General features: G+C 48.7%; 21 protein-coding genes and 4 pseudogenes. 8 read left to right on the forward strand and 17 right to left on the reverse strand.

The genetic code is table 11. The features are described from left to right. Positions 1-95 precede the first annotated feature (95 nt). A complete protein-coding gene (locus tag QNH99_RS05740) occupies positions 96-1,436 on the forward strand; it encodes an MFS transporter (RefSeq protein ID WP_410516129.1) in 1,341 nt (446 codons plus the stop codon). 154 nt (positions 1,437-1,590) lie between these two features. On the opposite strand, the pseudogene QNH99_RS05745 reads toward QNH99_RS05740, so the two are convergent. The 4 genes and pseudogenes from QNH99_RS05745 to QNH99_RS05760 all read right to left on the reverse strand — a co-directional run bounded on the left by QNH99_RS05745 (position 1,591) and on the right by QNH99_RS05760 (position 5,541). Next, positions 1,591-2,943, reverse strand: a pseudogene (locus QNH99_RS05745) (MFS transporter). A gap of 38 nt (positions 2,944-2,981) precedes the next feature. Then, positions 2,982-3,914, reverse strand: coding sequence for an SMP-30/gluconolactonase/LRE family protein (locus tag QNH99_RS05750; RefSeq protein ID WP_410517395.1), 933 nt, complete (start codon positions 3,912-3,914; stop codon positions 2,982-2,984). Further along, complete coding sequence (locus tag QNH99_RS05755; RefSeq protein WP_410516131.1) at positions 3,911-4,849, reverse strand: hydroxyacid dehydrogenase; 939 nt, start codon at positions 4,847-4,849, stop codon at positions 3,911-3,913. Before QNH99_RS05755 ends, QNH99_RS05750 begins: the two co-directional genes overlap by 4 nt. Further along, positions 4,849-5,541: a methyltransferase gene (locus tag QNH99_RS05760; protein ID WP_096012779.1), complete on the reverse strand. Its 693-nt coding sequence runs from the start codon at positions 5,539-5,541 to the stop codon at positions 4,849-4,851. Before QNH99_RS05760 ends, QNH99_RS05755 begins: the two co-directional genes overlap by 1 nt. Before the next feature lie 171 nt (positions 5,542-5,712). On the opposite strand from QNH99_RS05760, the gene QNH99_RS05765 reads away from it, so the two are divergent. Beyond that, a complete protein-coding gene (locus QNH99_RS05765) occupies positions 5,713-6,429 on the forward strand; it encodes an IclR family transcriptional regulator (protein ID WP_145394908.1) in 717 nt (238 codons plus the stop codon). A gap of 132 nt (positions 6,430-6,561) precedes the next feature. Here the strand turns inward: QNH99_RS05765 and QNH99_RS05770 are convergent, their stop codons facing one another. The 5 genes from QNH99_RS05770 to QNH99_RS05790 all read right to left on the reverse strand — a co-directional run bounded on the left by QNH99_RS05770 (position 6,562) and on the right by QNH99_RS05790 (position 12,681). Further along, positions 6,562-7,320, reverse strand: a complete 759-nt coding sequence (locus tag QNH99_RS05770; RefSeq protein ID WP_283379309.1) for an ABC transporter ATP-binding protein — start codon at positions 7,318-7,320, stop codon at positions 6,562-6,564. Continuing rightward, a complete protein-coding gene (locus QNH99_RS05775; protein ID WP_109717487.1) occupies positions 7,317-8,309 on the reverse strand; it encodes an iron chelate uptake ABC transporter family permease subunit in 993 nt (330 codons plus the stop codon). The genes QNH99_RS05770 and QNH99_RS05775 overlap by 4 nt, the downstream gene beginning before the upstream one ends. Beyond that, positions 8,299-9,258, reverse strand: a complete 960-nt coding sequence (locus tag QNH99_RS05780) for an ABC transporter permease (protein ID WP_283355396.1) — start codon at positions 9,256-9,258, stop codon at positions 8,299-8,301. Before QNH99_RS05780 ends, QNH99_RS05775 begins: the two co-directional genes overlap by 11 nt. Beyond that, on the reverse strand, positions 9,259-10,200 hold the full coding sequence (locus QNH99_RS05785) for a siderophore ABC transporter substrate-binding protein (protein ID WP_410516132.1): 942 nt from the start codon (positions 10,198-10,200) through the stop codon (positions 9,259-9,261). Between the two features lie 273 nt (positions 10,201-10,473). Further along, positions 10,474-12,681 carry a TonB-dependent receptor domain-containing protein gene (locus QNH99_RS05790; protein ID WP_172897328.1) on the reverse strand — a complete coding sequence of 736 codons (2,208 nt, stop codon included), beginning with the start codon at positions 12,679-12,681 and terminating at the stop codon, positions 10,474-10,476. A gap of 638 nt (positions 12,682-13,319) precedes the next feature. Between QNH99_RS05790 and QNH99_RS05795 the strand changes: the two genes are divergently transcribed. Beyond that, on the forward strand, positions 13,320-13,526 hold the full coding sequence (locus QNH99_RS05795; protein ID WP_410516133.1) for a hypothetical protein: 207 nt from the start codon (positions 13,320-13,322) through the stop codon (positions 13,524-13,526). A gap of 199 nt (positions 13,527-13,725) precedes the next feature. Here QNH99_RS05795 and QNH99_RS05800 read toward each other — a convergent pair whose 3' ends face one another. The 4 genes from QNH99_RS05800 to QNH99_RS05815 form a co-directional block, all read right to left on the reverse strand. Further along, positions 13,726-14,622 (reverse strand): alpha/beta fold hydrolase, encoded by an 897-nt coding sequence (locus QNH99_RS05800; protein WP_283379313.1) that lies wholly within the window; start codon positions 14,620-14,622, stop codon positions 13,726-13,728. A 3-nt stretch (positions 14,623-14,625) separates the two neighbouring features. Then, the gene (locus tag QNH99_RS05805) at positions 14,626-15,066 is read right to left on the reverse strand and encodes a DMT family transporter (protein ID WP_410517396.1); all 441 of its coding nucleotides are present in this window, start codon (positions 15,064-15,066) and stop codon (positions 14,626-14,628) included. 3 nt (positions 15,067-15,069) lie between these two features. After that, positions 15,070-15,687: a TetR/AcrR family transcriptional regulator gene (locus tag QNH99_RS05810; RefSeq protein WP_283379315.1), complete on the reverse strand. Its 618-nt coding sequence runs from the start codon at positions 15,685-15,687 to the stop codon at positions 15,070-15,072. Between the two features lie 204 nt (positions 15,688-15,891). Then, the gene (locus QNH99_RS05815; RefSeq protein ID WP_410517397.1) at positions 15,892-16,356 is read right to left on the reverse strand and encodes a hypothetical protein; all 465 of its coding nucleotides are present in this window, start codon (positions 16,354-16,356) and stop codon (positions 15,892-15,894) included. Between the two features lie 936 nt (positions 16,357-17,292). Between QNH99_RS05815 and QNH99_RS05820 the strand changes: the two genes are divergently transcribed. Beyond that, entirely contained in the window at positions 17,293-17,370 is a 78-nt protein-coding gene (locus QNH99_RS05820) for a hypothetical protein (protein WP_410517657.1), read from the forward strand. Positions 17,371-17,478: 108 nt separating this feature from the next. Here QNH99_RS05820 and QNH99_RS05825 read toward each other — a convergent pair whose 3' ends face one another. The 3 genes from QNH99_RS05825 to QNH99_RS05835 form a co-directional block, all read right to left on the reverse strand. After that, complete coding sequence (locus QNH99_RS05825) at positions 17,479-17,793, reverse strand: hypothetical protein (protein WP_410517398.1); 315 nt, start codon at positions 17,791-17,793, stop codon at positions 17,479-17,481. Between the two features lie 192 nt (positions 17,794-17,985). After that, on the reverse strand, positions 17,986-18,450 hold the full coding sequence (locus tag QNH99_RS05830) for a DUF943 family protein (protein WP_218996012.1): 465 nt from the start codon (positions 18,448-18,450) through the stop codon (positions 17,986-17,988). Further along, entirely contained in the window at positions 18,440-19,285 is an 846-nt protein-coding gene (locus tag QNH99_RS05835) for a YPO3983 family protein (protein WP_410517399.1), read from the reverse strand. Before QNH99_RS05835 ends, QNH99_RS05830 begins: the two co-directional genes overlap by 11 nt. Before the next feature lie 250 nt (positions 19,286-19,535). Between QNH99_RS05835 and QNH99_RS05840 the strand changes: the two are divergent. The 4 genes and pseudogenes from QNH99_RS05840 to QNH99_RS05855 form a co-directional block, all read left to right on the forward strand. Continuing rightward, positions 19,536-19,688, forward strand: a pseudogene (locus QNH99_RS05840) (DDE-type integrase/transposase/recombinase); the annotation flags it as partial. Positions 19,689-19,755: 67 nt separating this feature from the next. Continuing rightward, positions 19,756-20,853 (forward strand): annotated as a pseudogene (locus QNH99_RS05845) (IS3 family transposase). Between the two features lie 746 nt (positions 20,854-21,599). Then, positions 21,600-22,523, forward strand: a complete 924-nt coding sequence (locus QNH99_RS05850; RefSeq protein WP_410517400.1) for a hypothetical protein — start codon at positions 21,600-21,602, stop codon at positions 22,521-22,523. A 201-nt stretch (positions 22,524-22,724) separates the two neighbouring features. Continuing rightward, positions 22,725-24,269 carry an RNA-directed DNA polymerase gene (locus QNH99_RS05855; RefSeq protein WP_410517401.1) on the forward strand — a complete coding sequence of 515 codons (1,545 nt, stop codon included), beginning with the start codon at positions 22,725-22,727 and terminating at the stop codon, positions 24,267-24,269. A 212-nt stretch (positions 24,270-24,481) separates the two neighbouring features. Here the strand turns inward: QNH99_RS05855 and QNH99_RS05860 are convergent. After that, a pseudogene (locus QNH99_RS05860) lies at positions 24,482-25,905 on the reverse strand (DUF5906 domain-containing protein); the annotation flags it as partial. Positions 25,906-25,907: the final 2 nt, after the last annotated feature.

Genomic DNA, 25,907 nt, shown 5'->3' on the forward strand with positions numbered 1-25,907 from the left:
CCAGATAATGATTGTACTTTGTACACCGTAGTTTTACAGGGTGAAACAATGATTGTGTCCCGGCGTAAAACCATGATAATTCTGCGAGGAACACCATGTCTGAAAATATGCCGAATGGCGCTTTAACCTCCGAGATAGAACAGCAGACCGTAAAGCGCGTTATACGACGGATCCTGCCGTTCCTGATCGTCTGTTATCTGATCGCGATTATCGATCGGGGCAACATCGGGATGGCAGCGTTGCAAATGAACGAGGATCTTGGCTTGTCCAGGGCGGTCTTTGGTCTGGCAAGCAGCCTGTTTTTTGTCGGGTATTTCCTGTTCGAAGTGCCCAGCAACTTAGCGATGCAAAAGATTGGCGCAAAGATTTGGATATCACGCATCATGGTGACATGGGGCATCGTGTCCGTCTGCACCGCGTTTGTTTCAAGTGCCGAAATGCTCTATTTCCTGCGCTTTCTGCTGGGGGCTGCCGAAGCAGGGTTCTTTCCCGGCGTTATCCTTTATTTAACCTACTGGATTCCGGGTAAATATCGCGCCCGCGTCATTGCCACCTTTATGGTTGCGATCCCGGCGGCAAACTTCATTGGTTCACCGATCTCGGGCGCAATATTGTCACTGGATGGATGGTTCGGATTACGCGGCTGGCACTGGCTGTTTATTTTAGAAGGCGTTCCCGCCGTGCTTTTAGGTATCGCCGCCTTTTTCCTGTTAAGCAATCGCCCTGAAAATGCGACCTGGTTAACCGAAGAGCAGCGTAACTGGCTCAGCACCACGCTTGCGGCAGAAAATGCAAAACGCAAAGTGATTGGTCATATTTCGTTGTGGCAGCTTCTGCGCCACAAACACATCTGGGTGATGGCACTGATTTATGCGGGCGCTTCGGCTGCCGGTTCCACATTGAGCGTCTGGTCGCCACAGTTGCTCAAGTCGTTTGGGCTGGACAATTTCACCACCGGTCTGGTTAACGCCATTCCTTATGGCCTGGCGTCGGTGCTGATGATTATCTGGGGACGCAGCTCTGACCGCACGGGTGAACGCCGCTGGCATACTGCGTTAACGCTTTTCTTGATCGCGGGCGGTCTGCTGTCAGCGTTCCTCACGCAGTCGCTGGCGGGAAGCGTGGTCATTCTGTCGCTGGTGCTGATTGGTGCTTACTCCATGAAAGGGCCATTCTGGGCGCTGGCGTCGGGCTGGATGTCTTCCACCACCGCGGCGGCGGGCTTAGCCGCTATCGGCGCAATGGCGAATCTGATTGGTGGTGGCCTGATGGTTAACGTCTACGGCATTATCAATGAGCAAACCGGCAGTCATGCATTGGCGATGGTTCCACTGGCGGTACTCTGCAGTGCGGGAGGCATTGCGGTGCTGATCATGGGCCGCAAAAGCGCGGCGAAAATCGAGGTGGATCAAAGCCTGTCGACCGCAAGCAAATAGTGGGTTCGTCTGAACATCGGTAAAGCGCCTGAGGGCGCTTTTTTTATGCCAGACACGTTTACAGGGCAGATAAAGGGCGAGAGGAGGGCGCAGGAAAGGAAAGAGGCGCCCGGAGCGCCTTGTTTTTCTTATAAAAGATAAGTTGCCGATTGCGCTACGTTTTGCGGTAAGGATCGTTGATTAACGCCACGGTGGCGGCACCTGTCATTAACACAGCGGACACCGCCAGCAGCGCCCACATAAATCCTCCGCTTGTCTGGCGCACATAGCCAATAAGAGAAGGCCCGACAAAGCCGCCCAGATTTCCGACAGAGACAATCATCGCTAAACCCCCTGCGGCGGCGCTTCCTGTGAGAAAGCCTGAAGGCAATGCCCAGAACGATGCCTGAAAAGCCAGAATGCCGCTCACGGTAAAGCACAGTGCAAGCATCTTCACCACGGGTTCATCCACCACGGCGCTGCAGGCCAGCGCGATGGCGGCGATCACCAGCGCAGCGCTGATCCAGCGAATGCGGTGGCCGGATGCATTTGCCCGCTGCGCCCAGAACAGCATGCTTAACGCGCCGCAGACGTAAGGTAATGCGGTCAGGAAGCCGGTCGCGGTATGGCTAACGCCAATCTGCTTGATGATCTGCGGCATCCACAAGCCGACACCGATAGAACCCACAATGCCGCAAAAGTTAATGAAAGCCAGCAGGTAGAGCAGCGGATTACGCAGTGCATCACGCAGGCTGGAACCGTGCGCCTTTTCTATCTGCTGTTGCTCGTCTGCCAGTCGCCTGCTCAGCAACGTTTTTTCCGTATCGCTTAACCAGTTTGCTTTTGCTGGGCGGTCATGCAAAAAGAACAAGCATATTATGCCCAGGATAACGGCCGGAAAACCTTCCAGCAGCAACAGCTACTGCCAGTTACGGATATGTTCGTGTCCGGTGATTTGCATCAGCATGCCGGATAAGGGCGCGCCGATGATGTTTGCCACGGGAATCCCGACCAAAAACGCCGCCGTAATTTTTGCGCGCCAGCTTCCGGGAAACCAGTAGGTGAAGAACAGGTAAATACCGGGTGTGAATCCTGCTTCGGCCACGCCCAGACAGAAACGGGCAAAGGCAAAACTGGCAGGGCCAGTGACGAAGGCGGTCGCCATGGAGATGATGCCCCACGAAATCATGATGCGGGCGATCCAGATACGGGCCCCTACTTTTTGCATGATCAGGTTACTGGGCACTTCAAACAGGAAATAGCCGATGAAAAACATCCCGGCCCCAAACCCAAACTGTTCAGCCGTGATGCCCAGATCGGCGTTCATGCCCAGTGCGGCGAAGCTGACATTGGTGCGATCCAGATAACTCACGACGTAACAGAGGAAAATAAAGGGCAGGATACGGCGGAACGCTTTACCCGCCGCTAACTCGCTTTGTTCAAAATCTGTTTGATTCATTTCTTCACGAGATGCGGACACGGCTTGCGGCTCAACAGGTGAGCCGGCGCTTGCAGAATGCAGATTCATGGTTGCCTCCGCTGCGTTCAGGAAACGCAGAGTTGTTCTCAGAGAAAAGCAGTGGAAAGGAAGGGCAGTGGGTGGCCTGGTGTTTTCATTGAACAGGTAAGAATGCTGCCGCTGACGGATTCGGTAATAAACAGCTGCTGTAAATTTTCTCCACCAAAACAGAGATTAGTGGTGGAGCGTCCGGCGGGGCTGGTGAGGATTTCTGCAGGCTCAGCCAGATCGTTGAGCAGCCAGACGCGGCCCAGGCCCGGATTGGCAATCAGCAGCTCGCCGCGCGCGTTCATCGCTAACCCGTCGGGACCGCTGGGTCCGTGCGAGGTAAAATATTGACCGACCTTGCTGATCGAACCCTCTCGCTGAAGCGGCACGCGCCAGATTGAGTTACCGCGCGTCATGGCGACATACAGCACCTTTTCATCTGGCGACAGAACCAGCCCGTTTGGGCTGGGGCAGTTATCCAGCAGGATATCCAGTCGGCCGTCCTGGCTGAGCCGGTAAACCCGTCCGGTGGGATCGTGCAGCCCGGTTTGCCCTTGATCGGTGAAGTAAAGATTCCCGCGACTGTCAGGCGTTAAATCGTTAACGCCACGAAAACTCTCGCTATTGCGGCGCGACAGCCTGGGGGTGATCGTTTGCGTTTTAAGACAAAGCTTCATTATCCCGTGACGATAATCCGTAATCAGAAGCGTATCCGGGTCGGTGAGTTTCATGCCGTTGGGTTCGCCGTCGTACTGCATGACGATCTCCCAGTTGCCTGCCATATCGACCCGGAATATCCGGCCAAAGGGGATGTCGGTCAGGTACAGACAGCCCGAAGGATGCCAGACCGGCCCTTCCAGAAACGAATCGGTAAGCTGGCCGCCGCGATTGGCGGCAGCCCAGGCATTGTTGCTGTCGGGGACGCGGAAACGGTCAGGCAGCCGGGTGAAAATCGTTGTCTGCCTGACTTCCGCCATTGTCAGGCACATCATACGGTGGCTTCCTTTTGCGCTAAGACCTTGAGCAGATTGGTCACGGAGGCGGTGCCCATTTTCACATAAGAGTTATCGCTTACGCCGCCGATGTGTGGGGTAATGATGACGTTTTCGACAGACTGCCAGATGTGCGGCGCAGTAAGGGGTTCAACGGTAAAGCTGTCCAGCGCCGCCGAGCTCAGTTTGCCGCTTTTAAGCGCACGAACCAGGGCATCATCATCAATCAGTCCGCCACGTGCGGTGTTGATTAGAACGGCACCGGGTTTGAACTGTGCCAGCGCCTGATCATTAATCATCTTGCTGTTTTGCGCGGTAAGGGGACAGTGCAGTGACACAATATCTGCGCGTGCATACAGCGTGGCTAAATCGTCCACCTGCTCACAGCCCGCGGGCAAGGTTTTCGCCCAGGGATCGTAAGCAATAACCTGCATGCCAAACACGCGACCAATATCTGCCACCCGGCCGCCAATCGCGCCCAGCCCGACGAGCCCGAGCGTCCGACCTTCCAGTTCAAGTGACTTGTGGGTGGATTTATCCCAGTGTCCCTCACGCATCCGGCGATCCAGCGGGAGCAGGGATTTTGTGCAGGCCAGAATCAGTGCCCAGGTATGTTCAGCCACCGCCGCCGCATTGGCGCCTGGCGCAGACTGGACGCTGATGTTGCGTTCGCCCGCCGCATCTTGATCAATGACGTCAATGCCGCTGCCATGCTTGGAGATCACGCGCAGCGCAGGCGCGGCATCCATAATGCGTGCGTTGATTTTTCCATAGCGCACCACGATCCCAACGGGATTATACTGCTGGCACAGCGTGAATAAGTCGTCTTCAGACGGCTTACTGCCCGCAAAAACCACCTCATAATTGTCCAGCATCGCGAGGGCGGCGGGGGCAAGATCTTCGCCAGTTACGATGACGGTGTCCTGTTTGCGCATCAGAGTTCCTCCCCTTCCGCTAACATGCCAGCTGCACGCAGTGCACCGTTTAGCCAGCCCGGTCTTTTGTCCCCCGCTTTGATCGCGGCAATACGACGGGTTTCCATATCCAGCTTTTTCGCCGCGAGTGCTAATACTATTTCAACGTCGTCGCGCGGCACGACCACCACGCCATCGATATCCCCGACGACCAGATCGCCCGCGTTAATCGTGGCACCGGCAACGGAAACGGGATAATTCACGCGCCCGGGAATCGACTTGGTTGGGCCACAAGGGTTAAGGCCTGCGGAAAAAACAGGGTAGGTGTGCGTGCTGAGTGCATCGGCATCCCTGACTGCGCCATCGATGATGATGCCAGCAATGCCGGACGCTTCGGCCTGGGTTGCCATAATCTCGCCCAATAGCGCGCAGCTGATATCACCTTTACCATCAACCACGATGACGTCACCAGGTTTAGCAACCGCCAGCGCAGCATGGATCGCCAGGTTATCACCGGGACGAACCTCGACGGTCACTGCCGGACCCGCCACTTTCATATGTGCACCCAACGGCTTGATGCGGCCATGAAGTGTGCCCCTTCTGCCTGCCACATCAGCAATAATCGCGGCCTGAAATTCAGCCGCGCGTCTGACATAATCAGCGCTGACTCGCGTAACTTCACGGTTAATCATGGGTTTTTCATTAGCGGACATAGCGTACCTCATAGGTTGTTTTACACAGTAAAATCAGGTTGTACATTATGAAACCACTATATCGGTGATACTGACGATGACGCCAGTGTTGCGAGCTTGTTTGTGATGTAAACAAGATGTGACTCACAGTTTCGGGTACACTCGGTTCCAGCAAAAATCAGGAGAAGCAAAATGGGAAATGAAGGCGTTAATGCTGTAGAGAAGGCACTGGCCTTGCTGGACTGTTTTAAGCCAGGCGAAGAAAGTCTGTCACTCACGGCGTTGTCACAGCTTTCGGGTTACCATAAAACCACCGTTTATCGCCTGATGAATTCGCTGGAACGCATGAGTTATGTGGTCAGAAGGGAGAATGGCATTTATACCCTGGGGCCAAGGTTGCTGTATCTGGGCAAGCTGTATGAACAGTCGTTTCATCTGGCCAGCGTGGTTCAGCCCGAACTGCAGGCGCTGGCCTCGGCAACAAACGAAAGCGCCAGCTGGTATGTGATTGATAACGGCCAGCGTCTTTGTGTCTTCCGTGCGGAGTCGTCGGACGGTTTGCGCCATACGCGACTGCCTGGCTCGCTTTATCCGCTGGATAACTCGGCGATTAGCCAGGTGCTGCGTCACTGGGGAATGGGCGAAAGCTTGTTTACTGACGCGCCCGATTTACCGCTCTATACCTCAGGCGCGCGCGATCCGCATACTGCCGCCTTTGCCATCCCGGTGTTTGGCGAAGGGGATAAATTGACGGCAGCCCTTGCGCTGACGGGGCCATCGTCACGATTAACCCTGGATCGTAAAGCGGCAGGACTGGGCGACCTGATGCGGGACAGTGCGGCCAGACTGTCGGCCCAACTGGGCGCGAGAAAACCTTTCTGTGATTTCGTGTATGCACGTAACGCGTGAAAAGCGTACGGCGAAAAACACGCATTCTGTAGGCCCACATTAGCGCAGACGCGGCTGACAGGCGGATGGTTGCCCGACATGAGCGTGACAGGGCCGGGGAACACCGCCGGCGTTCATGCTCAGTGCACAGGATTAACGGTAGTAAACCGCAATATGTTGCCCCGCCACGGTTTCAACCGCGACAGGTATTTCAAAAAGGCGTTCGATCAGATCGGGTTTCATCATTTCAGCCGGGGTGCCCCTGAAAAAAACCTCACCGTTTTTCATGGCGATAATATGGTCTGAATAGGTCGAGGCGAAGTTAATATCATGGATGACCAGGATAATGGATTTTCCCAGCTCGTCAGCGGCGCGCCGTAGCTGCTTCATCATGGTCACGCTGTGTTTCATATCAAGATTATTCAGCGGCTCATCCAGCAGAACGTATTTGGTATTTTGACACAGCACCATGGCGACAAAGGCGCGCTGCCGCTGTCCTCCGGACAGTTCATCAAGATACCGTTCAGCCAGTGGCAGTAAATCCAGAAAATATAATGCCTGATGAATATGATGCTTATCGTTTTCCGTTATGCGCCCTTTTGAATAGGGATATCGGCCAAAACTCACCAGATCGTAAACCGTGAGTCGGCTGGTAAAATGATTATCCTGCCGCAGGACTGACATGATTTTCGCCAGCTTCTCGCTGTGCGTTTCATTGACGACCAGCGAGTCGATCCTGACCTCGCCACTGTCGGGCATCATCAGGCGGCTAATGACTGACAGTAATGTGGATTTGCCGGCCCCATTAGGCCCGATGATTGAGGTGATACCGGATGAGGGCAGGGTTTCATTAATGTTTTTAAGGACAGATAAGGGTCCGTACGCTTTATTAACATTTGCAACTTCAATCACGTCGCCACCTTTTTCAGAACCAGATAAATAAAGAGCCCACCGCCAAAGAATTCAATAATGACGGACAGCGTTCCCGCCATGTTGAACAACTGCTCCAGGAGCAACTGTCCGCCCGTCAGCATAATGATGCCAATAAGAATCGCCCCCGGTAGCAAATAACCATGACGCCAGGAGCCCACCACCGGCCAGGCAAGGTTAACCACCAACAGTCCCAGAAACGTCATCGGCCCGACCAGCGCGGTTGAAATCGCCACCAACAGCGAAATCAGCAGCAGCAGGCCGGTCACATAATGTTGATAGGGCACACCCAGTGCCGTCGCGCTATTGCGCCCTAGCGCAATGACGTCAAGGCGATGCCGAAGCCGCCAGACGATAACGGTGATTGCAACAATCATCATGGCTGAAATGGCCAGTACCTCAGCATCAGCATGGGTAAAGGTGGCAAACATCCTGCTTTGCAGCACGGCAAATTCGCCAGGTGACAGTAAGCGCTGCATCAGACCGGAAAGGCTGCGAAACAGCGTGCCGAACACCAGGCCAGTTAACAATACCCGGTGAAGATCCAACCCACTGCGGTTGAATAACCAGCGGTAGAGCAGCGTAGCAAAGATCATTAACAGCGCTGTTTCGCCAAGAAACTGCACCACGCTGCCCATCTGACTCAGTTGCGAAAGCTGAATAAAAAACACCAACAGGGTTTGGAGAAACACAAAGAGTGACTCAAGCCCCATCACCGACGGCGACAGAATGCGGTTTTGCGTAATGGTCTGGAAAAGCAGCGTGCTGATTCCGGATGCAAAGGCGACCAGTACGATGGTTAATAAAATCTGCCCTCGGTGTTTCAGTATGTAGCTGATATTTCCCTGCAGATGCAGTGTCATAAAGACCAGGGATAATACGACCGCAAGCAGCGCCAATATCCACAACCGCTTCACGGGCGATCGTGCCGCTCTCGGGGCGTGGGACGGTTGCAACAGATCAGTTGGCATAGCGCTTTCCCCTGATAATCAGCACCAGAAAAACGGCTGCGCCCAGCACGCCGAGTAAGGCGCTGACCGGAATTTCAAAGGGATAAATAATCAGCCGTCCCAGGATATCGCAGCTCAATACCAACATGGCGCCTGTCATGGCGACCCAGGGCACGGTTCGTCGCAAATTATCGCCAAAAATCATGCTGACAATATTTGGGACGATCAATCCCAGGAAAGGTAAAACACCGACCACAACGATAACCACGCCGCTGGCGATGGCGATCATGGCCATGCCCGTTAACTGAATCTTGCGGTAGTTAAGCCCGACGTTAACAGAAAAATCATGGCCCAGGCCGGCCACCGTGAACCGATCGGCAATGAAGGCCGCCAGCAGGGTAATCAGCCCGACAATCCAGAGCAACTCATAACGTCCCTGCATCACGCTGGAAAAGTCACCGGATTCCCAACTGCCCAGGGATTGCAGGATATCAAACTGCATCCCCAAAAATGTCGTCACGGAACTGAAAACGGCCCCCAGCATGATGCCTGTAAGCGGCACGATAAAAGCGCTTTTCTGACGGATGTGTTGAATAAGCAGCATAAACAGCACCGTGCCAGCCAGGGCAAACAGGGACGCGATGCACATTTTGACGATGACGGGCGCGGCGGGATACCAGACCATCACCAGCAAAAGCCCCAGGCTTGCGGATTGCGTGGTGCCCACGACAGAAGGCTCAACAAAGCGGTTTTGCGTCAGCATCTGCATGATCTGGCCCGCGACACTCATCGCACTACCGGCCAGCACCAGCGCGACGGTACGCGGAAAGCGGCTGATAAACAGAACTTCCCGCATCTCTGCATCTTGCCACAGGTCGATTAATGACACGCGGGTTACGCCCGTCACTAAGCTCAGAATAACCAGCGCAGCCAGCAGGCCCAGGCTGACAAGATAAGCCCCGTATTTCATTCAGGGCTGGTTCCCGGCCGCGATCAGGTGCTGCCTGATCTGCTTCATCATGAGGCTGTAGCTCTGGATTCCACCGGCAATATACAGCGAGGCGGAATCCAGATAGATAATTTGCTGCTTTTTCCAGGCGGTGGTGCGGCGCACCAGCGGATTATCCAGTACCTGGCGGGCCGACAGGCCTTCTTTGCTGCCGATGGCGCTGTCACGATCCAGAACGAACAGCCAGTCGGGGTTGGCCTGCATGATCAGCTCGGGTGAAATGGCATTGCCATGTTTGCTGGCGTTTGGCATAGCGAGTGCAGGTTTGAACTGCAGCACATCAAAAATAAAACCAAAGCGGGAGTGCGGCGTGTAGGCGCTGAGTTTGCCTCCGTTTACCATTAACATCATGGCGCTGCCCGACTGAGCGGCGGCGGTGCGAAGGTCTGCAATTTGTGCATTAAAGGCGCTTAAAACGGCCTTTGCCTGGGCCTGTTTACCAAAGATCTCCCCCAGTTGCGTAGTACGCTGTGTCAGACTTGCCATGACATTGTTCGGGTCAAGATCCAGCGAAACGGTTGGGGCGATATCGCTGAGTTTGTTGTAGGCCGCAAGGGCTCTGCCACCCGCCAAGATCACATCCGGCCCGGCAGCGCTTAAGGCTTCATAGTTTGGCTCAAACAGCGTGCCGGCATTGAAATAGTCATGGCTGTTGTATTTAGCCAGATGCGCCGGATAGGTGAAACCGGATTGCGCGACGCCCGCAGGGTTAATGCCTAACGCATCGGCAATATCCAGCGTGGCCGGATTCAGAATCACCACGCGTTGGGGATGCAGCGGCAGCGCGGTGGTTCCCTGTAGATGCGTGACGCTGACCGTTTGTGCCGCCTGGACCGAAGCCGGAGGGAAAACGGTCAGTATGCAGGCCAGGGTAAATAAAATCGTCAGAAGAGGGAAACGCATAAGTTCTCCTTGCGCGTTGCTTTTATCCATGGGAAAGCATTCGTAGTCGGTTATAAATAATCGTTAATCTGTGCGTCAGGTCAGATAACCGGCGCACCTTGCCTGTATGACGCTCAACGTGCCAGCACCGCTTACTCTCAGGTCGCAATAAATAAAACGTGATGCTGGCATCTGTTAACGTTCAGGTTTTATATCGCCATACCGGGCTGGTTTACCTGAATCATCCTTTTCAAAACGCCCTTAATGCAGCGGCCTGATAACAAAGCAGGGCGATCAGAATGAGGCCGTTATTGAGGCATACATGGTGCGACCGGGCACCGCGTAATTGTTGCCTGAATCCCCGCTTGAGGACGGAGTGTCAGAGACAGGATTTTTATCAAAAAGATTGTCCAGCCCGACATTAAACTTAAGGTGTTTCGTTGCCCTGTATTGTCCTGACAGACCATAAATCATGTAGGCTTTTCGGATACGTGCTGTCGCAGTATTGCCTCGCGCGGCCTGGTCTGCGCTGCTGTTCAGTCCCAGCATTTTTCCATAGTATTTTGCGGTAAATGAAAGGCTTATGTCGTCATTAACCTGCCAGTCAAGAGAAGACCAGGTGGAGAGTTTTGGCGTTGTCACTAACATCACGCCCAGAGAATCTTCGGCTTTAATCATTCGCGTGAGCGTGTTATTCAGTGACAGACGCTTCATCCAGGGACCCTTTTCTTCTGATATCAAAGGAAGGGTTAAATTGCCCTCCAGGCCCTGGGTGCGCGCAGTGTCAAGATTGACGCGTTCAAGCCAGTAGCGGCCGGAGGTATCGCCCGGAATATAGCCAACAGGGGCAGCGGCAATTTTGTCTTTGAATCGGCTGTCAAAGAAAGTCAGTCCTGCGCTCCATCCCTCGTAATCGAAAATTGCGCCAACTTCCCAGTTTTGTGACGTTTCAGGCTTGAGTTGGTCACTGCCCATCGTATAACAACCTCCGCCGTTGTAATCGGCATAGCCGTTACATCCCGCGCCTTTTGAGGATTCAATAAAGCCTTTGCTTGCCTGGCGCACGCTGGGTGCTTTAAAACCTTCTGAATAACCGCCTTTTAATGTCCACGCGTCCGTGGCTTGCCAGACCAGATAGGCGCGCGGCGTTGTCCTGTTACCGTAATCGGTATTATCTCTGCGCAGGCCCAGAGTCAGTGAAACATCCTCCAGCAGGTCGATCTGGTCTTCGACGAACAGGCCGGTGCTTTTGGCTTCACCGCTGTGTTTGCCGTAGGTGCTGGAGGCGTCCGCCACCACGCCGATAGAACGAGGATTGTTCAGCTCTTCTTTTTTCCACTGTGCGCCGAATGTCAGGTTGTGCGGTAAGCCGAACTCAAAAGGCAGGTTAATATCGCCTTCCACGATGCTTTCTTTATTCCATAGCGCGACATCCTGGCTGCCCGTTACCGTAGCGCCAGAAATCACCGGGATATCGGACACCCAGTTTTTGAACTTATTTTGATAGGCGTTCAGCTTCACCGTGCCAAAGTCAAAAATACCGCGATAATCCAACGCATAATTTTCACGTTCAAGTTTATCCACGCCACGCAGCGCAATTTCACTGCCGTCACTGGACTCGCCGGGAATCCCTTTTTCGGTTCCCTGCTGAGTGGAAACGGACAGGCGGTGATTAGGGGTAATATCCCAGCCGAGTTCTGCGCCGTAATTTTCATTCTTGCGTCCTTCCTGGCCGCTTCCCCAGCGCAATGCGTCGGTCTCGCTTTTATCCGCTTCGCGCTTATTCCACGAACCGTTAACGCGTAAATCAAATCCATTACCCAGCGGGCCGCCGATGCTGCCTGTCCAGGTTTGGGTGTTTCCCCGGTTACCATCTTGCGGCTGACGGGTGCCTGCCGTTAATGCACCGTGCCAGGCATCATTATTTTTTTTGGTGATAATATTCACCACACCGCCCATCGCATCGGAACCATAGAGCGCGGACATTGGCCCTCTGACCACTTCAATACGTTCAATGGATTCGGTTGGAATCCAGTTAATGTCGTCGAAATAGTTTTGCTGTGTGCTTTTGATGCCGTTACTTGAGCCTATGCGTTTGCCATCCACCAACAACAGCGTATATGCCGCTGGCATCCCGCGCAGTTGAATACCGGAACTCACGTCTGTACCAATCGCTTTTGTTACGCCTGCGACACGTTCGAGAATATCCGCCAAATCCGTGGCCGATTTACCGATGTCTCTTTCCAGCTGTTCTGCGGTGATGACAGAGATGGATGCGGGCGCATCTTTAAGCCGTTGTTCAATTGCCGATGCCGTTACCACCATCACATCTTCATTGTCGTCGTTAATATCAGGCTCAGCCAGAGCGGGGGAAACCATACCAAAGGCGGGAATGAATAAACTCGTAGTAATATGACGGGTGATTTTTTTTAACGGCAGCATAACGATTAATCCTTTAACGATTGTCATCCAGTTGAGGAAGCCACACTCGAAAGAAATCATAATTCCATATGCAAATGGGAATCAACTCAAGAATCATTATCAATTGTCGAAAAAATAAATCCGTCCGGAAACTGAATAGTTTTTTTAACGGATAAAGGCGAGCGGGAGGAGAGGGCGACACCATGAATCTCTCGCGAGAGTTTGGCGTTAACTGATTTAATTGAAATGATTTTTACTTGTAATTTTCAGAATTTAACATTGAGTTAACGGTGAGAATAAATAATAAGGTGCCTATAAGTAACTTGCAAAGATTAAATATTCTCTTCTTTATAATCCATAAGCTTTTAAGAGTGAGTAACGATTTTTTATTGAATAGTTAACTCATCATCAACTTTACAGGAACGTTTAAAACATAACATGGCCTTGTCCGGTTTGGTTCCGGCATTGCGCGGACGGCGTGTCATTCAGATTTGTCATGGTTTCATGACAATACAGGGTGCGACAGGCTGAAATGACGGGGATGTCTGGGCATATATCCATCACCGCCACAAAGGTGGTTATCAGGTGGGCGAGGGCTTAGCCTCTGTTTTAAATAGGCCTTTAAGCCCGAAACGCGTTTGACGCCACCTTGCTCGCGTTAGAAAGGAACGCGGAGTTTGGGGGCGTCATTCACTTTTATTTTCCACACAGAACCACTAATGAAACTGAATGTTATGGTTTCGTCATTTACCGACAGCGGTTCGAAAAAACCTGATGAAGACGTATTGCCAGTTTGCAGGCTTTCAATATTCCCTTTGCTCAAGCTGATTAGCGTTACAGTTAAAGAGAATATCGTCTGTCGTGAACAGCAGATATCTGTCGTTATCGACCTTTACCGCGGCGTCCAATATTTGTCCGTTAATTGAGATGCCTGTCGGTTTATTCTGATAACAACTTAAGAAATTGCCGGCTTAACATGCGTGGCTTTATTTTTTTCACGCAGAGTCACCGAAGCGGTTTGCTTCATCATCCTCCAAAACGCTATTTCAAAAGTTCTATGACGGCTTCGCATAATAAATTAGCGTTCTGATTACGTTATACCGTTGTCAGACTAATCAACGGATTTTAATGTGCGTACTGACCAAAAAACGCGGCTAGCGCATGGGCCGTGGCTTCGGGTTGCTCCTCGGGCTGGAAATGTCCGCAATCCGAGAGACGCTGACCCTGTACATCATCGCCGTAGGCTTTCAACGTGGCAGCCATATCAGGAATGGAGCCCTGGTCGGCGGACAGCCCCAGCACCGGCATGATCAACCGCCCCAGCCTGACCAGTTCTGCATTTTGCGCAGCGGATTGAGACAGCGCTCTGTAAAATGCCAGCCCTGCGCGTAATCCCCCCGGTGTTTTAAGCAACCGCTCATATTCGGTCAGTTCAGTCTCGCCATAACAGCTGTGATCAGCGGCTTTCTCGCGGAAAAACCATTCCAGATAAATGCGCTCACGTCCTGCCAGCAAGGCTTCAGGAAGATCAGCCACGGCATGGAAGGCAAAATGCCATGTTTTCCAGGATTTGTCGGAGGCCGACGGCAGTTTATCCGGCAGGGATATTCCCGGGATACCGGCGTCCATCAAGGTCAGCGCACGTATTTCATCGCCATATAACATCGCATAGGTAAAGGCGACCCAGGCACCGACGTCATGTGCCGCAAGAAAGTACGATCCTAAATCGAGTGAATCGACAAAAGCATGCAGTCGCGTGGCAACCGTTTGAGTGTCGTAACCGGAAAGCGGCTTATCTGTATCCCCCTGTCCCGGCAAATCAACGGCAATGATTCGGTATTTATCAGCCAGGGGCCGCATGACATTTCGCCATGCAAACCAGCTTTCGGGGAAACCTGCCAGTAACACCAGGGGTAAGCCATCCTCACGGCCACCTGTCACATAATGAAAGCGCAGACCATTTACACGCGCAAAGTGGTGACTAAAACCATCGGGTGCAGCGGGGAGCATAAAAGCAGACATAATCTATTCCTGTAGTAAAAGTACAGTACCGGCTAACAGCAGAACCGCTGCCATGGCGCGTTGTACTGTAATGGGATGAGGGGGAACACCAAACAGACCGAAACGATCAATCACCAGAGAAAAGGCTACCTGCCCGGCGATGACCAGGGCGACCATCGCGGCGGCACCCAGGCGCGGTAGACTGACCGTGACGCCAGCCAGCGTCATCACACCGCAAATACCGCCAAACCACGCCCATAAAGGCAGAGACGGCAGGGATGAGGTGCGCGGTAAGGTTCCGGTTGTGATAGCGCCGAGTATAAAAAGAACGAGTGCCGAAACCAGTGCCGATACCGCCGCCGCCCAAAGCGGTGAACCCAGCGCATGGCCCATGCGAGCATTGAAGACCGCCTGCAACGGCAGCATCGCCCCGGCGAGAACGGCAATAACGACGTAAATAATCATGGCTTATTCCAGTACCTTCAGCGCCTGAGCCACAAAACGCTCAGTATCCTGTGTGAGGGTTGAGGCCTTACCGATGACGCGCATTCCCTGAAGTAACGCCAGAATGACCTCGGCAGCGGCGGTTTCGTTGGTAGTCGTGGCAATGGAACCGTCCTGTTTTCCGTTTTTAATCAATTCCGCAATGTTGCTGCGTCGCTTTGCCAGCTGTTTCTCCAGGCTACTGGCCGCAGCGCCAAGCTGGTCGAAGTTGGTGACACCGGCCACCACCATGCAGCCCAGCTTGCCGTCTTTTCCCTGACTGAGCTCAACATAGTCCCGCAGCAGTTCCGCAAGCTTATCTTTACTCGTTGCCGCCTTTTCCAGCCGGGTTTTTATCTGCTCTTCGCGAAGAAACACATAGCGCTCAAGCGCCATGGCAAAAACACCCTGTTTGTCTTTATACGCCTTGTAAACGCTACCGGTACTGAGGTTGGTGGCAGCGGTGATGTCACTGATGCTGACGCCACTAAAGCCCCGATCGCGGAAAAGCCTAATGGCCCCGTCCAGAAATTGTGCTTCGTTGAAAGCGCGTGGTCGGCCCGCAGAGGATTGCGCACTACCGGTATGGGAAGAGGGTTTCATGGCTAACCTCCAATTAGGAAATGATCGTTTCCTTTTTTAAGGCATAGAGGGGGAGGTTGTCAAGGGGAAGGATGGGGAGGGGGTTTTTGGGCGCTGGCGGAATCTGAATAAATCACCTATCTGAATGAAATTTAATATAAATATCAAATGTAAAAATAATTGGTATACCTAAATGTATACCAATTGCTTTTGTTAAAAGGTTTTTTATGTCGGGGAGGGCGATGGCTTTGCATCTATAGTCAGATACGCTTTTAGACCTGAAGAGCGTTTTACACCACGCGGATCGGAAAAGAATGGAACACGGAGCTTTGGGGTGTCGTTCACTTTAATTGTCCAGACAGACCCGCCAATGAAATTGAACTCAATGGTTTTGTGATTGACAGACAGCGCCTCGAAAGAACCTGATGAATACGCATTGCCAACCTGCAAACTTTCAACAATCCCCTGACTCAGGCTGATGAGAGTAACAGTAAGAAACTCCTCAAAGATCACATCATCCGTTGTGAAAAGAATATACCTGTCATTGTCGACTTTAACTGAGGCTTCGAGTACCTGTCCTTTTATAGTGATACCCGTCGGTTCGTTATCGATCACTACTTCAGAAACGGCCTGCTGAAAATCAGTTGCTTTACTTTTCTCAACAAGCTTTACCGAGAGAGTTTGTTCCATGACTATCCCCAAAAACGTCCCATTTCAAAGGCGGCTAGTGCACCACCAACAAATCCACCAATCAACACACAAACGGGTGCGCACGGGCCGCATACCAAACCTGCTAAAGCACTTCCAGCTGCACCACCTGCTATGCCAGCACCGTTAATGGCTATTTTTTAACGGTTTCAGTATCAATTATCTTAATGGTAAAGGGAAATTGGCTGTTAACAGGTGTTTATTTACATCATTAAATTATTTTAATTTTGATTAGAACAGCGATAACTGCAAGTAAAAAACAACAAAAAAAGCCCAATAAAAAAGTAAAATATAACGGTTTGAGGCTATTTATCTCTGCGCTATGTTGACTGTTACTTGCAAAATCATAGGCTTGGCTTTTTGGGTCTAAAAAGAAGATTTTTTTGTTTTGTTTTAATCGCATAAAAAAATAGAGCATTAGTGGCGAACCTAAGTAACCCATATTGCAATGCAATAAGTAAGGGGTAGGCAGCATATACTTTTGTTGGAAGTCAGAAATCAATTTGTGGTAGCGGGATCTGTTACTTAGATACAAAAGCACGCTTACCACTAAGCAAACCATAGGAAGCATAATTAAAACCATTATGGCCGACTTCATTGTTCAAATTCCCATGTATTCATAGATAGTATCCATTATAGAGTCGCTCGCTTTGGCACCGACATAACCCGCAGCGATTGAGCCAACTGCTGCACATACTACCGCTCCTGTTCCTGCTGTGGCGATCCCTATTGCTGCGCGTAATCCCAATCCGGCCACTGAACCAACTCCTACACCAGCCAGGGTCGACGCACCAAACTTACCATATTATTTGAGCGTTGTTCGTTGCATTCGCTCTCACGGCCTTTAACGCAGGCATTGACCACAGCTCTTTATTCATTGGCTTTGACCAAAAAAGAGGTGAAATTGCTTACAGAAGTATGGATCTTGCTCTTTCTGCCTATGGCATGTTTAGGTTGATAAGAAAACCTGAAACATTTCATCTTTTTACTACATAAACTCCGATTTCGTTAGGGGTGTCAAAGATATGAGCCGTTTTGAATTAGGAGTAGAAATGTATAACGACTATTCTGCTCTTAAATCTACATGCGATAATAGAAAATAAATCACTTTTTTCTCGAATGCCGAAATGCTCTGTAGCCTAACCTCATTGGGGTAAAAATATAGAAAATTGGGGCTGTAATTAGCATTGTTATCGAGTAAGAGGTGATTGCGAGGCTATCTTTATATACGAGTGTGTATATCCATACAATAGCGAGGATGATTACAAGTATTGAGGCAGCAACAAAACGAATACTAAGCTCTTTGAGCAAAGCTGGATAAGTAGTTCCATTTTTTTCTGCTTGCATTCTTAAAGCAGCAATATCTTTTGCATTGAAACCATTCTCAGCAAGTTTTTTTTCAAATTCAAAGATGTTCATATGGTCACCAAAATCGTGTTTTTAGACCGATGATAACTCATGTAGCTCGGTGGATAACAGTGAAATTATTTTTCATTCAAAGGATATGTAAATGCTAGAAGGTTCGAAATTAATTTATTCTAACCCTTCTATTATTCACTGTTACCCAATGTAGCATAATGTTATTGCTGTCCCTACGCGAGGGGCGCGAATTTATTCATCTTTAATTTTCACCATTTCACCATTTTCCTTTGTACGATAAAATCCATCATGAACGCCAAAAAATATATGTTTACTCCTGTCATTCCATACAGTGAAAACCTTATCTTTCTCTATGCAATTTATTGGCGGCTTCATATCGCTAAAACATAAATTGTCATAGCCATCGGTCTCTTTATAACCCTTGTCGAAATTCCAAAAAATGACTTCGAAAAAGCCATCATTATCTGGGGCGGGAACGTCATATTCTTTTTTGAGCATATCCTTGTTTTCCAGCCACCAGTCGATTTTCCCCTTGTCCGTAATCGGGAAGTTTTTTACTAAAACTGAGCTGTAGTTACCGTCTTTATGAACGGCAACAATTTCTACCGTTCGCAGTGACAGCCAGAGTACACATGCTAGTAGCAAGCTAACGAAGAACGATAGTGCAAGTATAATTTTTTTGAGGTTAGCTTTCATTTCGTCCCCCGGTGATTTCAATTTTGGCTTCAATATTTGTCATGAATGGCTTGAAACCAAACTGGTTGTATCGCTGTAACACAAACCAGATACGAAAAAAGCGGAACTGGTTGAACTGGAATTTTAAAATATCGTCAACATCAAGGCCAAAATGATCCTGGACTTTGTAATGCACTACCGCCCGGTAACGGTCATTATCAACCTGTAGCGATTTTATGGTGATATGCGTTGCCCAGGTATCATGTACAGTAATTCCCATGCCATTATAATTATCCTGAAATCTGTCGAATTTAGGGAGTTTTCCGAATGCTATTGCTTTACGCAGTTCATCTTTATTTTTTATGGGATAATTTTTATTATCCCAGTCGATAAACGTATTAAATGTTTTCTCTAAACGCAAGCGCGTACTGTTCTCTGTCGAATTATCTTTGAGAATTTGCTCCCTCAAAGCACCGTCCAGGTGAATATTGGTGAACGGTTTGCCATTATCGTACTGCATATGGGTGATCATCTTTTCGATCAGGTGTTTGTATGGGCCATAAATCGAGAACAGGCGCGATAAATGGCGGAACTCATCAAACATCATTGCGGTACACTGTTGACGGGTAATTTTCTCCCCTTCTCCACGGGAGCCGTAAAACATAGACTGTGGCTGATTAAACGGGGTAATTTTCGTCAGGGTATAAGGATTGACCCTGGTTGAAACATCCACCAGTCGATATTCAGATTTTAACTGTGATTCAGATAAATCCCCACAGCGCATATCTTTAGCGCTGTAGTCGTCCATACGATTTTGGGTAGTGAATATGGTACAGGGAAAATGTAGTGCGGCCATCGTGATACATTCCTTGTGTTGTCGTCCTTAGAAGGCTTCACAGCGAATAGTACGCGGTGGAAGGTCAGAGTGTAAACGTTGTACAGCCCCTGCCCGTAATTTTTTGCAGATTCCGGGCAGGGATAGCGGACGCTCTATGCTCTTAGCGCATAGTCAAAATGTCATGCGGCATCTTTCAGATTACCGGGGATTTCCTGTGCAATGCCTTTGGCATCGGTGGCCTGTGTCTGGATCTCAATATTGTCGATCCATAACCTACATCAGGACCCACTAAGGCTGGTTGTATCTTGCCGTGGTGGTTGATCTGTTCTCACGTAAGGTAATCGGCTGGTTAATGCAATCCCGGATGATAAAGGACATTGTCCTGAACGCACTGTTGATGGCTGTAGGGTGTAAGTATCCCTCTTAAACGAACCATTCACTTTTAGAGATCTTCCGACATACTGATTATGTCCCCTGAGGAGATCGCTATGCGTAAGATCCGATTTACTGAGCACCAGATCATCGCTGTTCTGAAGTCCGTCGAAGCTAGGCGAACTGTCAAGGATGTCTGCCATGAAGCCGGTATCTCTGAAGCCAGCTATTACAACTGGAAGGCGAAATACGGCGGGATGGAAGCAGCTGATATCAAAAAAATAAAAGATTTTGAGGACGAAAATCGTCGTCTGAAGCAGATGTTTGCCGACCTGAGTCTGGAAAATCGTGCGTTAAAAGATGTCATCGAAAACAGCTTTAAAACCAGTGATGAAGCGTGTGCTTGTCAGCTATCTGACGGTGCAGTTTTCTATGAGCTTACGGCAGGCATGCAGGACATTATCGCTGAGCAGGACGGTGTATTTTTACCAGCCCGATCTCCGCCGGGATGAGCCCGTGATCCTGGCGCTGCCAGAAGCGGCTGAACGTTATCCCCGGTACGGTTTTGAGAAGCTGTTCCAGGTGCTGCGCAGACAGGGTAATGCCTGGAATCACAAGCGCGTGCACCGAATTTACTTTCTGCTGAAACTGATCTTTCGTCGCAGGGGAAAGCAACGCCTCACGGCACCATTGGCGACGCCTGATGCACTTAACCAGAGCTGGTTCATCGATTTTATGAACGATGCACTGGTGTGCAGCAGGCGCTTCAGAATCTTCAATGTGGTGGATGATTTTAACCGGGAAGCACTGGCGGCAGAAATCGACCTGAATATCCCGGCACAGCAATTGGTCAGGGTACTGGACAGGATCGTGGCAAACCGTGGTTATCCACTGAAGATACGGATGGACAATGGGCCGGAATTAATCTCACTGACACTTGCGCAGTGGGCTGAAGAGCATGATGTAGTGCTGGACTTTATCAAACCGGGTAAGCCGCCGCAGAATGCCTTTATCGAACTGTTTAACCGGACTTACCGGACAGAAATACTGGATTTTTACCTGTTCAGAACCCTGAACGAAGTACGGGAATCCCAGAACTCTGGCAGATGGAATATAACAGCCAGCGACCTCATAAATCTCTGAATAATCAGACGCCGGAAGAGTACAGGCTGATGGCCGAAAACGCGGAAATCACAAAAAGTGCGGGGAATTAAAACCGGTGTGCTTACAAGATTAAATCAGACTTCATGGCACAAAAAACCGAAAAGCTTTAACCTTGCGGGCTTTCAGGACTTCAGCTGACACTTCTGGTATCGTCGCGAAAGAATTTTGGGCTGGCGGAATCTGAATAGACTGCGCAAGCTCATGTAAAATTAGATTTTAATCCAATTCAACTTTGCAGCGTGTACCAATTACAGGCTCTTATACCCCGGAACGGCAGGTAAGGATAACGAATGCCCCGCGTTAATTCCAAAATAAAATGATATTAGAGAAAAGTGTTCACACTGTTCACTTTTATTTTTTGTTTAATAAATTCATGGTATTAGGTGATGAATGGTTTGAAGGTGAATGTGCACTAGTGTCATAACTTCGAACTAAGCATTTAGTAAGAGCAAATCCGGATTGTGTGTGAAGACTATTGGGCGTTATCGGGCTGTCTGGATGGCAAGGTTCACAGAGAGGTGCTGTTAAGTTCTGTGCCAATAGCCGAACTCTTAAAACCCGAATAATTTTGACTAATGCACCCTAGGCTATCTCTGATATCTTAACATTGCGAATGGGTGTTCATAATTCAACACACACATCTCTGGGTAACCTCAATGAGAAAAGTCTATTTTTTTTAGCACTTGTTCAGTATATTAGAGTTAAAGGTGAATTGGCGAACAAGCCTTTGACAGCGCCATTTCCTATGGAAACAATTATATAATTGAGCCAAATCCTTGAGAGGTTAGGAGCATCTATGGCTAAACAACTTTCACCAGCAGGTGTAATGGCGCTTAAAGAAGCGTTGTGTTCAGTATATTGGTACAAATCCGATTTGCGTGGTTTTCTGAGTCTTTGCCTTTCTAATCCAGGGCTTCTGAGTTCATTTAACTGGGAGAATTACAAGCGACAGATCGCTTCTGATGTTGTTGACCTACTTGTAGCTCATCCTTCGAATCACCTCGGTGACCTCACCAATATTTGCTATGAATTATGCAAATTAAAAGATTTTTCTCATATTAAGGTTCTTGATGGTGGTTCCGCGAAGGTTGAGAAAGCCCGTAACGCAATTCACCAGTTGCAACAACTTGTAGAACCACATCAAGATATTAAGCGCGAGCAAGACGAAATAAAGAAACGACAAGAAATTGCAGCACAAAAATTACGTAAAAATGCAGCTGTTCGCCAAAAGCTTGAGTCACAAAAAAACAAATATATGTCGCTTATTAGTTCGAGTGATCCACAAGGAAGAGGGTTTGAACTTGAACGCATTATGTATGAACTTTTTGATCTTTTCGACCTAGACCCTAAGGCTTCTTTTAAAAATCTTGGCGAACAGTTAGACGGCGCATTCACACTTGACGGTACAGAGTATTTATTTGAAGCGAAATGGCATAAGGAGTTGGTTAATAAATCAGCCTTGGCTGCATTTACTGATAAAGTCCGTACAAAGCTAGAAAACACTTTAGGAATTTTCCTTTCAATCAATGGATTCTCACCGGATGGTGTAGCGGCACATCAAGCTGGCGGTGCCTCTATTCTTCTTATGGATGGTGGTGACCTGATGGCTGTTTTTGAAGAGCGCATTGATTTCGTGAGTTTGTTATTGAGAAAAAAACGTCATGCAGCACAAACAGGTAATATTTACTTCTCATATTACCAAATGGTTTCTAATGCCTGACTTTACTCAATCTTTTCATGTCTGTACCTATTTAATTGGTGCTGGTTGTTTTTTTTGAATGAATTATAAGTTTTGGCTATTTTCTTAAGGTAAATATAATTTTATTTTTTATTTTTTTTGGTATGCTATTTCTTTCTGTTAATATAACTGTGGTTGAGCATTTTAACTATTCTTAAATTAAAAACATAAAGAGCGACATTGATGAAAAAAGTATATCAACTTTCAAGTTCTTCTGCACTGGAATATTTTTTAAAACATGAATCTTATACAACCTTAGAACTTCCGAAGTATATAAACTTCTCGTCACTTCTTGAAAAAATAAATGCTGACTTAGCTAGTGAGAGAATTAGTTGTACTCCAGAGCCCAAAAATTTAATGGGGAAAGAGATAAATTATCAAGTGTTGGTCAGTAAGGATGGTCTGTATAGTTGGCGGCGTATAACGCTGATAAATCCGTTTTATTATGTTTATTTTTGTAGGCTAATTACTTCACCTGATAATTGGGAAAATATAAGTAAGGTTTTTAAAGACTTTGAGCTTAATAGTCATGTTCTGTGCTCAAGTATTCCATTAATTAAGAAAAACTCATCCAATATAGCTGCGTCCATAATTAATTGGTGGGAAGAGTTTGAGCAAAAAAGTCTATCTCTGTCTCTTGAATATGAATTTATGTTTAGCACCGACATTTCTAATTTCTATCCATCAATCTACACTCATAGTTTTGAGTGGGTTTTTGTGACAAAAGAAGAGGCAAAAAAGAAAGAAAAAAAAGATAACCCAGGTCGTGTGATTGACACTCATATCCAAATGATGATGAACAATCAAACTAATGGGATTCCTTTGGGTAGCACTCTCATGGACACCTTTGCAGAATTAATCTTAGGGAAGCTAGATCTTGAACTAAGAATTAAAACTGATGAGTTAAATATCCAAAATTATAAAGTGGTACGTTATCGCGACGATTATAGAATTTTTTCAAATAGTAAGGATGAACTGGATAAAATATCTAAGTGTTTGGTTTCTGTACTAGCATCATTTGGGTTGGATTTGAATTCTAAAAAAACAGAGCTGCATGAAGATATTATTTACCATTCACTTAAGCCAGCTAAAATTGACTATATCAAAGAGTTGAAGTTTAGTTCACCGCAAAAAATGTTATATTCAATATATTTATTTTCCTTGAGGCATCAAAATTCAAAAATAACAGTAAGGTACTTAAATGAATTTTTAAGGAGGTTGTTTGCAAGGAAAAAAATTGCAAACAATGGACATCAAGTTGAGGCAATGTTAGGAATAATAGCTAGTATAATGGCTAAAAACCCAACAACTTACCCGGTCGGCATGGCAATATTTTCCAAGCTTCTAAGCTTTCTTTATAAAAGAAATAATCTAAAATTTATAAAGTTAGAAAAGCTTTATGATAAGTTAGGGAAGCAACCTAACACTGAGATGCTTGATATTTGGTTCCAAAGGGTGCAAGGAAAGATTAACCCCGCATGGAGCGGGGTATATAACTCGGCGTTATGCTTGCGTATCGATGATGAAATTAATGGAGGAAAAAGTTTTACTATTGATGGGTTATGGGATTTAGATTGGATACCGGGTGCAGATAAAAACCCCAATAAATCAAGGATAATATCATTACTAAAGAAAACTAAAATCGTGGATGCTGTTGCTTTTGATGAGATGGATTCAAATATAGAACCTAGTGAAATTGATTTGTTTGATAAAGAGCATAGTGCTTGAGGTTTTTTATTAAAAACAATGAGCTAATAATATATTGTTGTGGTCAGGATGTTTTTGCATAGTTGACAAGTAACTTGATGGATTAGAGTGCGGTTATAGCGATGGCATCATGAGGATATATTATTTCGCATTGGCTTAAGATTGGTTTTAATGATTTTTTATCACTTTTATTCATGATTGTTAAAAATACCGGACTAAGCTAGTGTTTTAATTTAATTACTGCATGCAGGTAACCAGTCTGCCTCGCTGTCCTCATGTAATGTAAGATTTGTTTGTATACCGTTATTGGTTCGGCGCTTGAGCAACACACGCTCGTACTCTTTCAGCGTCTGCTGCCCAGCCTGGTCGAAAGCTGTCAGGCTGAGCGGCAGCAGATAGCCACAGAAATCGACCAGCGGACGGCCTGGCGCAGCAATCATCCAGCACTTCGCTGGATGATTGCTGCGCCAGCAACAGTTAGCGGGCTTTATCATGTGATGCGAAGCGCTGCATCAGGTGACGAACAATCACGGCCAGGTCGGCGATGATTTTGTCGAGTAGCTGTGGGTTGCGCTCTTTCGCCAGTATTACTTCCTGGAACGTCAGGATTACCCGACGGCGCAACACGCCAACGCTGCGATCGCTAAAACGCATGGGATTGTTGTTCACCGCTAGAATCACCGCCGGGATTTGAGTTGAGTAGGGATCGCGATATTTGGGATCGATGGCTACCGCATCGCCGCCGGTAATCGCCTTGATGTCCGCGCTGTCGACGCTCCAATTCTTCTGATCGGGTAGAATAATCAGCGAGAGTCCCATCACGCTGGCACGTTTCCGCGATGATTCCAGCGTATCAATGGAGGTGGTGGTTTTGCGGCCAGCGAGCTGCGTGGCGATCGAGGCTAACACGCTTTTCCCGCTTCCGCCTCGACCGGCCCACCTCAAGGAACATCTGCCAGTCATAGCGGTTTGCCAGCACCATTAATAACGCCGCGAGGATTCTCTCCTGCTTATTGTCATTGTTTCCGGCCGCCCGAGTTAACCAACGGTAGAAGTTAGGCTCGTGGTCTGCGAGATTTTCACCCGGGCGCGGCGCAGAGTAATAAACGCTGTTTAACGTGCGCAGCCAGTTCTCGCGGCGGTACGGGTTGAAAGTACCGTTGGTCGTATCAAAAACGCCGTTACGAAAACCAATCAGGCGGCGCGCCGGTTCACCCATGCGGAACCATTAGTTTGAGTGTATAAAGTATGCTGCCGATTCTGGCCGCAGAAAACGGTGCACGCACTTTCTGAAATAATGCGGCAATTTCACGGTGCAACGTCTGTACCAGCATCACCTGTTATGCGTCGTTCTAATAACGGTAGATTTTCTCTCCGACGGGCGACACGGCCAGCATCTGCCCGTAGTGATCGACCAGCAGCTCCGCCTTTTAACTGGCGCTCATGGATTTGAGAAACTCGAACGGGCTTTACTTGTGAGGTTGAGTGAAGGCGGTAAGAAGCACCTGCGTCACGATGTCGCCTCGTGTCTGCCAGACGTCGTTCCAGTCGCCGGCTTCAGTAGTAAAGCGGCCTTGACTTTGTAGGCTTTCGCAGCTTCCTCTGCCTTTAACTGGCCTGTGCCGTTATCTTTGCGATCGGCGGCAATCAGCATCAGCG

This window comes from Pantoea allii, from assembly GCF_046529425.1.
GTDB lineage: Bacteria > Pseudomonadota > Gammaproteobacteria > Enterobacterales > Enterobacteriaceae > Pantoea > Pantoea allii.